The sequence below is a fragment of the Marinomonas sp. PE14-40 genome, assembly GCF_051623805.1.
Classification (GTDB): domain Bacteria; phylum Pseudomonadota; class Gammaproteobacteria; order Pseudomonadales; family Marinomonadaceae; genus Marinomonas.
In genome coordinates this window covers 2,461,605-2,473,837 of the sequence record NZ_CP130700.1, presented here as the reverse complement: position 1 = coordinate 2,473,837, position 12,233 = coordinate 2,461,605, and the positions used below count along the sequence as shown (strand labels likewise).

Below are 12,233 nucleotides of genomic sequence, written 5' to 3'. Positions count from 1 at the left end.
TCAAGGGTTTATGGTCTTAATGATTAAATCGGGTGTTAGCTTATTTTGACAGTCTGTATGCCCTAAAGGGCATTGACGCTTAAAGCAGGGAGAGCATTCTAAGTGTAAATTGTGAATGGTCTTTTTAATTGTCAATGGTGGTGTATAACGTTCACTGGTGGAGCCATAAATACCATGGACATAAGTGCCAACAGCGGCGGCCACATGCATTAATCCAGAGTCATTGCTAATGGCGAACTCTGCTTTAGCCAGTAAATCGATTGCATCAACAAGTTTGGTTTCACCACACAAGTTGAAAGCAAACTCTCCTAATCCTTCGATAATTGCGTTGCCTTCTTCCTTGTCTTTAGGGCCACCCAGAACCCAAACTTGGTAGCCTTCTTCTATAAAGTGTTTGGCTGTGTCATGAAAGTGAGAAATAGGCCATTGCTTTGATGGACCAAATTCTGCACCAGCCATGAGGCAGGTAGCAGGTCTATTTGGATGTAATCTAAGACTATCAAATAGCTTGCCTTGGTTTACTTTGTCAACTTCAAGCTTTGGGTTGGGCATGTTTTCAGAAGTAGGGGGGTATGCTTCAAGCTTCTCCAATCCTAGAGATGTAAAGCGTTTTACTGTTTGATCTAAGCTAGTTTTATCAAGCTTTCTTCTTTCATTTAAAAGGAAGTATCTTTGCTCTCCATGAAAGCCAACTCTTTTGGGAATGTTAGCAAAAAAGGGAACTAAAGCAGACTTCCAAGACCTAGGAAGAACGATGGCTTGATCGTATTTTTCACTACGTAAAGAATGGCCTAGTTTTTTTCGTGTACTGATTCCCCATTCGCCATGGCCAGTGGGCAAGGTGATTGCGTTTCGTACATCTGGCATACGTGCCAAGATAGGTGCAGACCAAGCTGGACCTATCACATCAATAATGGCATCAGGATGATTTTGTCTGATTTGGCGAAAAAGGCTATTCGCCATAACCATGTCGCCGACCCATGAAGGGCCGACTATTAAAAATTTAGCCATTAGCATCTAGCCATGTCATATAATCTTTTACACCTGTTGCCAGATCCCTAAAGTCACCTTGATAGCCTGCTTCTCTTAACTTACTAATATCTGCTTGAGTGAAGCTTTGATACGCACCTTTTAGGTGGTCTGGGAAATCTATATATTCAATTTCACCTTTTTCATAGTGAGAAATAACAGTTGTCGCTATGGTTTTAAAAGGCTCTGCTTGGCCTGTTCCGAGATTGTAAATACCTGATGCTTGCGGGTTATCTAGGAACCATAGTTTAGTTGTTACCAAATCTTCAACATAGATGAAGTCACGGCTTTGTCCGCCCGCTTCATAACCATCGTAAGCGCCGAAAAGTTTCGGATTCTCACCTGCAAGCACTTGATTGCGAAGGTGGAAAGCGACGCTTGCCATACTATCTTTATGTTGCTCTCTTGGACCGTAAACATTGAAGTATCTGAATCCAACAATTTGAGATTCTGCATTTGGTAAAATGTTGCGAATATATTGATCAAACTGAAACTTAGAAAAAGCATACATGTTTAATGGCTTTTCATGGCTTCTTTCTTCTTTAAAAATAGGGCCTGCACCATAAACAGAAGCAGAAGAAGCGTAAGAAAATGGAACTTTATGCTCAAGGCAATAATCTAGAACAGCCTTTGAGTATTGATAGTTAACATCCATAACATATTTACCATTCCACTCAGTGGTTGCTGAACAAGCACCTTCATGGAAAATAGCATCGACTTTTATAGACAGAGTTTTGTTTTTTAAGGCGTCTAAGAAGTCATACATATCCATGTAATCAGCAATGTTTAGATCTGCTAAGTTAATGCATTTTTTGCCGTCAGTAAGATCATCTACCAGAAGAATATCGCTAATGCCACGGTCATTGAGGGCTTTGATAATGTTGCTGCCGATAAAACCGGCGCCGCCTGTTACTATATACATATTCTTTATCCTATTCCCTTTATGGGGTTTCTTTGCATCCAGTTTATCACTTCGGTAAGCCCTAGAAAAATATGATAACTGGTTGTTCCTGATAAATTAGCGTCGATTGGACTGTTTTCAGCATCTAGGTATTCGTTCCAACGACCATCCACTTTTAGATAATGGTTAAAGGTAAAGTTCAACCCAGTATGAATTGTTTGTGCTTGCTCTTGATTTGACTCAATTTGCACGCAGGCCGCTTTTAAAAACTCTGTGATAGGCCAAATGCGTTTTGATGTGTCTAGAGGTTTGCCTGTATCTGCCGCAATTTGATTATAAATACCACCTCTTGGATCAAAACCATATTTGCAGGCTTTCTCCCATAGATTGGTTGCCATACTAAGGTAGGTATCTTTAGGGTGTACTTTATAGGCTTGGTGTAATAGCCAAACCCACTCAAAATGATGCCCAGGCTCAGTAATCTGACCGTCGCTTTTATCTGCTTGCCAATCTAATTCAAAAAACTCTAATAAACTTCTGCTTTTTTTATCATAAAAATGTGTTTCAGCTAACTCTAACAGAGATATTATTTGTGTTTTGTAGCAGGTTTCCTGTGTTGCATTAAACGCAGCAATATAACCCTCTAACAAATGCATATGAGGGTTTTGACGTCTTTGCTGAGTTTTATCAATAGGGTAGCTTTCGTAAAATCCACCATTATCAGCGCTCATGTGTTGAACGAGAAAACCGTCGGTTTTTTTCATTAAATCTAAAGCTGTTTTATCTTTTGTTGCATTAAAATAAAAGCTGAAAGAAAGCAGTACAAAAGCTAAAGCATAGGCATCACTAGTATTATCAAGTGGCTCAAGGTTGTCATCTAGAGAAAAGCGCCAGCGTTCAATATTATTTTCAGTAAATAAATAATGGTTAACGATAAACTTAAATAAAGGCTCAAGCAGAGTAAGCCACTTTGGGTCTTTTGTTTCTAAATAAGCATGAGAAAATGTATAAAGCTGCCGACATTGGCTAAGCAAACGAATGCGTCCCATGGGCTTAATTTGCCAGTCTTGATCAAGACATTCAGCACTCTTGCCATCAGCTTGATTAATCCCGTTTAGAGACCATTTTGTCAGTAAGTTTTCATATAAATATGAACGACAAGGCGTAAGGAAATCTCGCTTACATTCTGAAATTGTGAGTGTCATGATGGAATAAAACCTTATCTTTGTGACGATATCCAACTTGGGAGTTTCATATGATAAGATGGACGTCCCAAAAAATCGATTATTATTACGCCATGGACTCTTCATATTTAAATTTTCAAGATAAACATATTCTAGTTGTTGGTGATGTCATGCTAGATAGATACTGGCATGGTGGCACTTCTCGAATCTCTCCTGAGGCACCTGTGCAGGTTGTTAAGGTGTCGCAAAATGAAGATAGACCAGGTGGTGCGGCGAATGTTGCGCTAGGTCTTGCTCAATTGGGTATGACAGTAACCTTAATTGGTATCGTTGGAGATGATGAAAACGCAGATGCGTTAGAGGATTGCTTGAATAGTGCGGGAGTGAATTGTCATTTCGTCCGTACCGCAAGTGCACCAACGATTACCAAGCTACGTTTAATGAGCCGTCACCAGCAATTGATTCGTATGGATTTTGAAGAGAGTTTTGCTGCCGAAAAATTGCAACAAGCTTTAGCTGATGTGGTGAAAGAGCAAATAATAAATAAAGATGCGGTTATTTTTTCAGATTATGCTAAAGGCACATTAGCGGGCGTACCAGAGCTTATTCGTATTGCTAATCACGCTAACGTCCCTTCTTTTGTTGATCCTAAAGGCAAAGATTTTTCAATTTACCAAGGCGCAACCTTAGTAAAGCCTAATTTATTAGAGTTTGAGATCATTGTTGGTGCCTGTGAGTCAAACGATGAGGTATTAGAGCGTGGTGAAGCCCTAAGGCAGAAATATGGCTGGAAAGCTTTATTAGTTACTCGTGGTGAAGATGGTTTGGTGTTATTCGAAGAAGGGCAACCTGCGTTTTCTTTGGCAACGGCCGCAAAAGAAGTATTTGATGTGACGGGTGCTGGCGATACTGTTGTCTCTGTCTTAACGGCAGTCTTTGTGACAAGTAAGCGTTTAACGGATGCGGTTGAATATGCGAACCAGGCGGCTGCTTATGTCATTAGTAAGCTAGGCACAGCCTCTATTACATCAAAGCAGCTTGATGCCATTATGTTTGCTAGAACCCGTACTACAAATTTTGGTGTACTCTCACCCTCTGAATTGTTAGAGCAAATTCAACTTGCTCAAATGAATGGTGAAAAAATTGTTTTCACTAACGGTTGTTTTGACATCCTCCACCCAGGCCATGTGACCTACATGAAACAAGCAAAAGCCTTGGGCGACAGACTTATTGTTGCGGTTAATACAGATGCGTCTGTGAAGCGTTTAAAAGGGGACAAACGTCCTATTAATCCTTTAGTGCATAGAATGGCTGTATTAGAAGGGGTTGGAGCGATCGATTGGGTGACAAGCTTTGATGAAGATACACCAAAGGAAATTATTGAAGCCCTATCGCCAGATGTTCTAGTAAAAGGTGGAGATTATAGTATTGAAACCATTGTTGGGGCTGACCATATTCTTAGCCAAGGCGGGGAAGTAAAGGTATTGACCTTTGTTGATGGTTATTCAACCACCTCAATCATTGAAAAAGCGAACCTATAGTATCTAGGCTAGTCCAAGGGCTAGCTTAAGTGCTCTCTCGCAATATGTAACGGAAGAATTTCATTGGAAAAGCAAGTTAATAAAACTGTATCAGATGTGAGTATTTACTTACGTTTGCTTAATTATACAAAAAGCTCATGGCCTTACTTTGTATTAAGTTTTTTTGGGTATTTGTTATATGGGGCAATGGAGCCCACACTGGCTTATTTACTACAGTTAATAGTAGATACCCTAGGCGGCTCAGAAGCTGAAGGTGCGAGATCAAACTTGACTGACGATAGAATATTTATTCCTTTGTTTATTTTGGGAATCTTTATTATACGTGGGATAGGAACTTTTTTTGGTAGCTATTTTATGGCAATTGTTGGCACTAAGTTAGTTTTTGATCTTAGGGTTGATATGTTTAATAAACTTAGTGAGCTTCCATCTAGTTATTTCCATGGTGAATCAAGTGGTCGGATTTTATCAAAACTGACCTTTAATACCGAGCAAGTCATAGGTTCGGTCACACAAGCTATAAGGGTTATTTTGCGAGAAGGGCTCACTGTTATTGGTTTGTTTGGTTTTATGTTATATACCAATTGGCGTTTATCTCTCTTTTTTATTTTGATTATTCCTTTTATTGCCGCGATTGTTGCCTACGCATCTAAGCGTTTTCGTAAACTGAGTAAGCGTATTCAAAGTGCTATGGGGGGGATTACAGATGTTGCTTCAGAAGCGATTAAAGGCCAAGAAGTGGTAAAGATTTTTGGCGGCAAAGCCTATGAAAATAAGCGTTTTTATCATGCTGCGTTACATAATCGCCGTTCACAACTTAAAATGGAACTTACTAAATCATTAAACGTGCCTATCGTACAGTTTATTGTGGCGATCGCTTTGGCAATGATAGTGTGGCTAGCATTGGCTCCTGAAATCAGTGAAAACATGACTGCTGGTCACTTTGTGGCCTTTATCGGTGCTGCTGGTATGTTAAGTAAGCCACTGCGACAACTGACAGAGATTAATTCAATCTTGCAAAAAGGTTTAGCAGCAGCGCAAAGTATCTTTGAGTTTTTAGATGAAGAAAGTGAAAAAGATACAGGCAAAACTAAGGTAGGGACGCTTAAAGGAGAGCTTGAGTTTAAACAGGTTGATTTTGTCTACCCTAATACTGAGAAGACTATTTTAACTAACATTAATTTGATTCTTCCGGCAGGTAAAACCTTAGCTCTAGTGGGTCGTTCTGGTGGCGGTAAGTCTACGGTAGCCAACTTGGTGCCTAGATTTTATGATATTAATGAAGGTGAACTGTTAGTTGATGGACTTAATGTTAAAGATTACTCCTTAGATGACCTACGTCGTAATGTAGCTTTAGTGAATCAGAAAATAGTGCTTTTTAATGGTTCTGTTCGTGAAAATATTGCGTATGGCCATTTAGCTAATGCCTCTGATGAAGAGATTATTGCGGCCGCAAAAGCGGCTAATGCTTGGGACTTTATCGAGAAGTTAGAGTATGGACTAGATACCCAAGTAGGCGAAGACGGTACACTTTTCTCTGGTGGACAGAGACAGCGCATTGCGATTGCTAGAGCTATTTTGAAAGATGCATCCATTTTAATTTTGGATGAAGCCACCTCAGCGTTAGATTCAGAATCTGAAAGAGCCATTCAACAAGCACTTAATTCCTTGATGAAAAATAGAACCACTATTGCGATTGCTCATCGGCTTTCAACAATAGAAAAAGCTGATATTATTGCTGTGATTGATCAAGGGCAAATTGTTGAACAAGGTACTCACAAAGAGCTACTTGCCAAAGAGGGGGCTTACGCCAAGCTTCATGGTCAGCAGTTTAATGAAGAGAAAGAGTAAGGAATGCTGATTTATCGAATTTTAATGGGTTTGATTAGTCCCTTTATATTGCTAAGACTATTTAAATTAGGTCGAGGTTATTCTGATTATTCAGTAATTAAAGCTTTAGGCTTTAACCAAACACCTGTAAAGGCTGATATTTGGATTCACTGTGCGTCTGTTGGTGAAGTGCTTGCTGCTAGGCCTCTGGTTAAGTCTTGGCGCACTAGGAACCCGAATGCAAAAATTTTGATTACCACAATGACGCCGACAGGAGCTGAGCAAGTTTCAGGTAGCTTTGGTGAGGCTGTTATTCATAGGTATATACCCGTGGACTGGCATCATTCTGTTAAGCGATTTTTGAAAGGGGTTGAGTGTCCTAGGCTTTTAATTATTGAAACTGAGCTATGGCCAAACTTGCTTGTTCAAGTGAAAAAAAAGGGAATGGCGATTTATATTGTTAACGCAAGGTTAAGTGAGAGGTCATTTAAAAAATACGCTAAATTTGCAGGATTCTCTAAAAGATTAATGTCCTTGCCGGATCGTATTTATGCCCATGCTGATGCTGATGCAAAACGCTTTGCAGATTTGGGTGCGAAGCAGGTGTTAGTAACAGGCAATATTAAGTTTGATTTAAAGGTTAATCCTCAGGTTATTCAAGATAATTGGCAACAATACTTTGTTAAAAATGAGTTTGTTTGGATCGCAGCCAGCACCCATGAAGGTGAGGATATTCCATTATTGGAAGAGCATCTTGTACTAAAAGCACAACACCCAAGTGCTGTGCTTATTATTGTGCCTAGACACCCTAAAAAGTTTGAGCAGGTCTATCAGCAAGCTTCTGCTAAGTTTGAAAATGTAGGGCTTCGCTCTGAAACCCCCATGGAAGAGTGGTGTAAACTCGATGTGTTAGTAGGTGATAGCATGGGAGAGATGATGCACTATTTCCAAGCATCTGATCTCGCGTTTGTGGGAGGGAGCTTAATTGAGCGAGGTGGTCATAACCCAATCGAGCCAGCTCTCCTATCTAAGCCTGTATTGGTTGGCGAGCACACTTTTAATTTTAAAGACATTACTGAAAGTTTGGTTTTATCTGGTGGCGGGTTACGTTGCAAAAATAGTGAGTTGGTAGGTAGTCTATTGCTTGCTTTTGCAAAAGATAAAACACTCGTCATAGAAACGGGCGCTGCAGCCTATGAGTATGCATTGAGTAATCAAGGGGCTGTTGAGAGAGTATTGGACTCAATTAGCTCTTGATGTAGTTTGCTTCACTGTAGCAGGTTTCAATGCCTTTCAGTTTTATATCATTTGTCACACCTTAGTTTACTAAGTGGTTTCCTATATAGAGAAAGAGATAATTGCGCGATAGTGTGGCTACTCTGTCTCTTGCGATGAAAATAAATTCCAAGTCTTCTAATCTAATAACGCTTTAAAATCTGATAAGCAGATTTTAGCTATGCTCATATCATTCTTGATATTAAATTCATGTCTAATACCAATAACATCACAACCTGCTTCATTTGCTGCGCTAAGGCCTGCAAAAGAATCTTCAAATACTAAGGCGTCTTTTGCTTCAATATTGAGCTTTTTTAGTGCGACAAGATAAGCTTCGGGATGGGGCTTGTGTCGACTAACATCTTCTTGGCTGATGATAAGGTCAAAAAAGTTGTCTAATTCCAGTTGAGTTAATACTTGTTCTATCATCCAACTGGCAGCGCTACTTACCACGGCGACTTTACAATCAAGCTGGGATAACTGTTTAAGGTAGGGTTTGATGTTCGGGCTTAGGTCAAGTTGATCTTTTAATAGTCTTCGGTAGTGTTGTCTAAAGTATTGATTAAATTCAGCTAAATCAGGGTTTATCTTTGCTGACTTAAAAAAGTGTTGAGTAACACTTGGCCAATCTTGTCCCATGACATCTTGATAGATAAGGTGATCTGCTTTACTGCCATAATCTTGACAGGCTAATGCTAACGCTTTGCCTTTTAATGGTTCTGAGTTAACTAAGGTACCGTCTAGATCAAATAAATAAGCTTGGTATTCTCTTTGTTTTGTTGATTGCGTGTGTGAGTTTAACAAGATTCTTCCTTTCATTTTTATACGCCATACATGGCATGCCTTTTGTTTTGGTTAAGAGCAGGAAACTGGCCTTAAGTTCAAAATATCGTTACAATCCGCTTCGATTTTTTATCTCATGGGGTGCTCTATTCGTTTTCGATGTGGGGCTGAGAAGCAAAGCTAACCCAATGAACCTGATCCAGATTATGCTGGCGTAGGGATTGAGATCCTCTACTTAACGCTTATTGTGACTTAATTTAATAGGTCCAAGTTTAATAGTAGAGAGCCTTCAAGCCTCGCCGCTCACAATGCCACATTAGGCTTGTTTTTAGGAGCGACAAAATGCGAACACCTTATATTACTTCAATAGCGCTAGCTTCCCTTGCCAGCTTGTCTTTATCAGCCTCTATGGTACAGGCCGAAGAAACAAAGATACTAAATGTTTATACCTATGATTCATTTGCATCGGACTGGGGCCCAGGTCCTAAGATTAAAACGAACTTTGAAAAAGAGTGTGCTTGTACTCTAAATTACGTCACCTTAGATTCTTCTGTTGGTATTCTATCTCGCGTTCAGCTTGAAGGAAGCGGTTCAAGAGCGGATGTTCTATTAGGCTTAGATTTGAATTTAATGCAAGCTGCTAAAGCGAGTGGTTTAGTTGCTGAGCATAATGTAGATACTAGTAAGGTAACAACACCAGGTGGATGGAGTGATTCTCATTTTGTGCCTTTTGATCAAGGATATTTCGCATTTATTTATAATACTGAAACCTTGAAAGAAGTGCCTAAGTCTTTGAAGGACGTAGTAGAAAATCAAGACCTTTCTGTAATCTACCAAGATCCAAGAACCAGTACACCTGGTTTAGGTCTGATGTTGTGGATGAAATCAGTTTATGGTGATGATGCCGCTGAGGCTTGGCAGACATTAGCAGGCCATACTAAGACAGTAACCAAGGGTTGGTATGATGGTTATAGTATGTTTCTAAAAGGTGAAGCTGATCTTGTTTTAAGTTATACCACATCACCTGCTTACCATATGGTGGTAGAGAGTGAATCTAAATATCAGGCCGTGCCTGCATCGGAAGGTTTTTATCCTCAAGTTGAAGTGGCAGCTCAATTGAAAAATGCACCTAACAAGGCGCTAGCGGATCAATTTATGCAGTTTATTTTGACTCAAGGTTTCCAAGGTGAAGTAGCAACAGGTAATTGGATGTTTCCTGTTATTGAGTTAGGAGATAACTTACCAAAAGCATTTACTGGTCTTGAACAGCCAACTAAAGTATTAACTTTGCCTGCAGAGCAAGTTGCTGCTAACCGTAAGCAGTGGATTAATGAGTGGTTAGATTCAGTGACTCAATGAGACTAGGCTTATTTGGTGGTAGGCTTGATAAAAGTTTACTGCCAGCTATCTTAATTGTTAGCGTTTTCTGTATTATTGGTATTGCGAGTTTCGTTGTTTTGCTCGCTTTCCAAGATGTTTCAAACTGGTATGAAACCCTTTCGAGCCGTTACATCTGGCGACTACTTAAATTCTCTCTCTGGCAAGCTTTGCTAAGTAGTGTGCTCAGTCTCATTGTTGCCATCCCTGTTACAAGTGCCTTAATGCATCGACGTTTTAAGGGGCGGGATTTTCTATTGCAACTTTTTTCAATTTCTTTAGTTGTGCCAAGTATAGTGGCAATTTTAGGGATAGTTGTTGTTTATGGACGTAGTGGCTGGATTACCTCAGTAACGGATGTTGAGCTACCTCTTTATGGATTGTTTGGTATCTTACTAGCACATGTGTTTTTTAATATGCCGCTCGCTGTTCGTATACTTATACAGGCACATAATCTCATTCCTTCTGGTCAATGGCGTTTATCTTATCAACTTGGCTTTTCTCGATGGAATGTATTTCGATGGATGGAGTGGCCTTATTTACGTAAAGCCTTACCGGGTGCTTTTCTACTTATCTTTATGCTTTGCTTTACAAGTTTTGCTGTTGTTTTGAGTTTGGGTGGGGGCCCTAAATCAAGCACTTTAGAAGTAGCGATTTATCAGGCGCTTAAATTTGAATTCGATATTGCTAAGGCAAGTGTTTTGTCTTTATTGCAGGTCTTTATTTGCACTTTAATTGCGGCTTTAGTTTATAAGTTTGCAAGCGCTTACCAACAAGATTTTAGTTTAAAGCAGATTAAAAGTTTCCCCGTGAAGGATAGTGTTAAAGCTAGGTGTTTGGATTTGAGTTTTCTGGCTTTGGCTTTGCTTATTTTATTGCCTCCTTTTATGGCTATTTTATCCCCTATTTTTACGCCTCTATTTATCACTACTTTGTTCCAAGAAGCGACATGGCTAGCTGTTTGGGTGTCTATCAAAATAGCGATTCCTAGTGCTGCTTTAAGCTTAGTGTTAGCAATGGGGTTTGTTGTATTAGCGAGGGTATCAATGGATAAAGCGGGTTGGTCTTGGTTGCCGAGTAAGCTTGAGTATTTAGGCGGTATGATTTTAATTGTGCCAAGTTTGGTAATGGCTACAGGCTTGTTTTTATTGTTGCGTCATTTAGGTATTGCAGCTTTTGATAATGCTTACTGGGTAGTGGTATGGGTAAATGCCGTGATGGCTTTGCCGTTTGTACTAAGAGTTGTACTGCCAACTTTTTATCAGCAAGAAAAACGTTATCGTAAATTGTATCAAAGTCTAGGACTGAGAGGAGTTGCAAGGTTTAGATTGGAGTGGCCAATAGTACGACAATCTGTTGCTCAAGCGACAGCTTATGCGCTTCTTTTAAGTTTAGGGGATATGAGTGTGATCGCGTTATTTGGCTCGCAAGGGTTAACCTCTCTGCCGCTATATCTTTTTCAATTAATCGGTTCATATCGAATAGATCAAGGTGCTTGTATCGCTGTGATTCTAGTCTTGTTATGTTTTGCTTTATTTTCACTTTGCACTCGTGTGATAGGAGGGAAGCCAAATGCTTAACCTAGATGTGCAATATCAATGGCGTAATCAAGATGGTGAAGGCTTTAATGCAAATTATCAAGCTAGCTTGGCTAGTGGTGTAACGACCCTACTAGGGCGCAGTGGAGAAGGAAAAAGTACCTTACTACACCTTATTGGAGGGTTTTTAGATGCGCGTAAAGGGATCGAGTATCTAGGGCAAGACTTAACGGTTTTGACGCCCGAGCAAAGGCCAATCACAACCTTATTTCAAAGTGATAATTTATTTCCTCAATTAAGTGTGTGGCAAAATGTTAGCATAGGATTAGCTACAAATTTGAAGCTGAGTGCTATTCAAAAAGAAGCTGCTATGTGGGCGTTAGAACGCACTCAGCTTGAGGGTATGTTCACTAAGTTACCTGAGGCGTTATCAGGCGGACAAGCGCAGCGAGTTGCAATTGCTAGGGCTGTTGCTCGGGCTGTTGTTGCTCAAGAGGAAAAGAAGAAATCTATCCTTTTGCTCGATGAGCCTTTTAGTGCGTTAGACCCTAGTTTACGCAGCCAGATGCTGACGTTAGTGGCAGATCTTACTCAGCAATTAGAGCTCACCAGTTTGATTGTGTCTCATTTGCCTGAAGAAGCTCTTTTAGTTGGAGGGAAGCTTATTCTGATAGAAAGTGGAAAGGTCGTGTTACATGAGAGTGTGGATGTTCTCAATCAGATTGATAAAAAACCTGAATTATCACGTTATTTAAATCACTGATACTTTTTATCTCAT

At 39.9% G+C, this 12,233-nt stretch carries 10 protein-coding genes and 1 riboswitch; of the genes, 6 read left to right on the top strand and 4 right to left on the bottom strand.

What is annotated here, in order from left to right; genetic code table 11:
- The 3 genes from waaF to Q0A08_RS11405 are packed head-to-tail and all read right to left on the bottom strand — an operon-like array spanning position 1 to position 3,135.
- Positions 1-1,011, bottom strand: a complete 1,011-nt coding sequence (gene waaF, locus Q0A08_RS11415) for a lipopolysaccharide heptosyltransferase II (RefSeq protein ID WP_438467350.1) — start codon at positions 1,009-1,011, stop codon at positions 1-3.
- Positions 1,004-1,951 (bottom strand): ADP-glyceromanno-heptose 6-epimerase, encoded by a 948-nt coding sequence (gene rfaD / locus Q0A08_RS11410; RefSeq protein ID WP_438467348.1) that lies wholly within the window; start codon positions 1,949-1,951, stop codon positions 1,004-1,006. Before rfaD ends, waaF begins: the two co-directional genes overlap by 8 nt.
- A 5-nt stretch (positions 1,952-1,956) precedes the next feature.
- Positions 1,957-3,135, bottom strand: a complete 1,179-nt coding sequence (locus tag Q0A08_RS11405; protein ID WP_438467347.1) for an AGE family epimerase/isomerase — start codon at positions 3,133-3,135, stop codon at positions 1,957-1,959.
- Positions 3,136-3,227: 92 nt separating this feature from the next.
- Between Q0A08_RS11405 and hldE the strand changes: the two genes are divergently transcribed.
- From hldE to Q0A08_RS11390, 3 genes are all read left to right on the top strand, one after another.
- Positions 3,228-4,655 (top strand): bifunctional D-glycero-beta-D-manno-heptose-7-phosphate kinase/D-glycero-beta-D-manno-heptose 1-phosphate adenylyltransferase HldE, encoded by a 1,428-nt coding sequence (gene hldE, locus Q0A08_RS11400; protein WP_438467629.1) that lies wholly within the window; start codon positions 3,228-3,230, stop codon positions 4,653-4,655.
- Positions 4,656-4,718: 63 nt separating this feature from the next.
- The gene (gene msbA / locus Q0A08_RS11395; protein WP_438467345.1) at positions 4,719-6,503 is read left to right on the top strand and encodes a lipid A export permease/ATP-binding protein MsbA; all 1,785 of its coding nucleotides are present in this window, start codon (positions 4,719-4,721) and stop codon (positions 6,501-6,503) included.
- A 3-nt stretch (positions 6,504-6,506) separates the two neighbouring features.
- Positions 6,507-7,739: a 3-deoxy-D-manno-octulosonic acid transferase gene (locus Q0A08_RS11390; protein ID WP_438467343.1), complete on the top strand. Its 1,233-nt coding sequence runs from the start codon at positions 6,507-6,509 to the stop codon at positions 7,737-7,739.
- Between the two features lie 156 nt (positions 7,740-7,895).
- Here the strand turns inward: Q0A08_RS11390 and Q0A08_RS11385 are convergent, their stop codons facing one another.
- Positions 7,896-8,576 carry an HAD family hydrolase gene (locus Q0A08_RS11385; RefSeq protein ID WP_438467341.1) on the bottom strand — a complete coding sequence of 227 codons (681 nt, stop codon included), beginning with the start codon at positions 8,574-8,576 and terminating at the stop codon, positions 7,896-7,898.
- 91 nt (positions 8,577-8,667) lie between these two features.
- A riboswitch (TPP riboswitch) is annotated at positions 8,668-8,779 on the top strand.
- A gap of 103 nt (positions 8,780-8,882) precedes the next feature.
- On the opposite strand from Q0A08_RS11385, the gene thiB reads away from it, so the two are divergent.
- From thiB to Q0A08_RS11370, 3 genes are read left to right on the top strand one after another with little or no spacing between them, the layout of a single operon-like run.
- Positions 8,883-9,899: a thiamine ABC transporter substrate binding subunit gene (thiB, locus tag Q0A08_RS11380; protein WP_438467339.1), complete on the top strand. Its 1,017-nt coding sequence runs from the start codon at positions 8,883-8,885 to the stop codon at positions 9,897-9,899.
- A complete protein-coding gene (gene thiP / locus Q0A08_RS11375; RefSeq protein ID WP_438467337.1) occupies positions 9,896-11,497 on the top strand; it encodes a thiamine/thiamine pyrophosphate ABC transporter permease in 1,602 nt (533 codons plus the stop codon). The genes thiB and thiP overlap by 4 nt, the downstream gene beginning before the upstream one ends.
- Positions 11,490-12,218 carry an ATP-binding cassette domain-containing protein gene (locus Q0A08_RS11370; RefSeq protein WP_438467335.1) on the top strand — a complete coding sequence of 243 codons (729 nt, stop codon included), beginning with the start codon at positions 11,490-11,492 and terminating at the stop codon, positions 12,216-12,218. Before thiP ends, Q0A08_RS11370 begins: the two co-directional genes overlap by 8 nt.
- The last annotated feature ends 15 nt before the right edge of the window (positions 12,219-12,233 follow it).

Bases quoted from the DNA above. Each gene is read 5' to 3' on its own strand.
- Q0A08_RS11370 (WP_438467335.1), top strand. From the start codon at position 11,490: ATGCTTAACCTAGATGTGCAATATCAATGGCGTAATCAAGATGGTGAA.
- thiB (WP_438467339.1), top strand. From the start codon at position 8,883: ATGCGAACACCTTATATTACTTCAATAGCGCTAGCTTCCCTTGCCAGC.
- thiP (WP_438467337.1), top strand. From the start codon at position 9,896: ATGAGACTAGGCTTATTTGGTGGTAGGCTTGATAAAAGTTTACTGCCA.
- Q0A08_RS11405 (WP_438467347.1), bottom strand. From the start codon at position 3,135: ATGACACTCACAATTTCAGAATGTAAGCGAGATTTCCTTACGCCTTGT.
- Q0A08_RS11385 (WP_438467341.1), bottom strand. From the start codon at position 8,576: ATGAAAGGAAGAATCTTGTTAAACTCACACACGCAATCAACAAAACAA.
- rfaD (WP_438467348.1), bottom strand. From the start codon at position 1,951: ATGTATATAGTAACAGGCGGCGCCGGTTTTATCGGCAGCAACATTATC.
- Q0A08_RS11390 (WP_438467343.1), top strand. From the start codon at position 6,507: ATGCTGATTTATCGAATTTTAATGGGTTTGATTAGTCCCTTTATATTG.
- hldE (WP_438467629.1), top strand. From the start codon at position 3,228: ATGGACTCTTCATATTTAAATTTTCAAGATAAACATATTCTAGTTGTT.
- waaF (WP_438467350.1), bottom strand. From the start codon at position 1,011: ATGGCTAAATTTTTAATAGTCGGCCCTTCATGGGTCGGCGACATGGTT.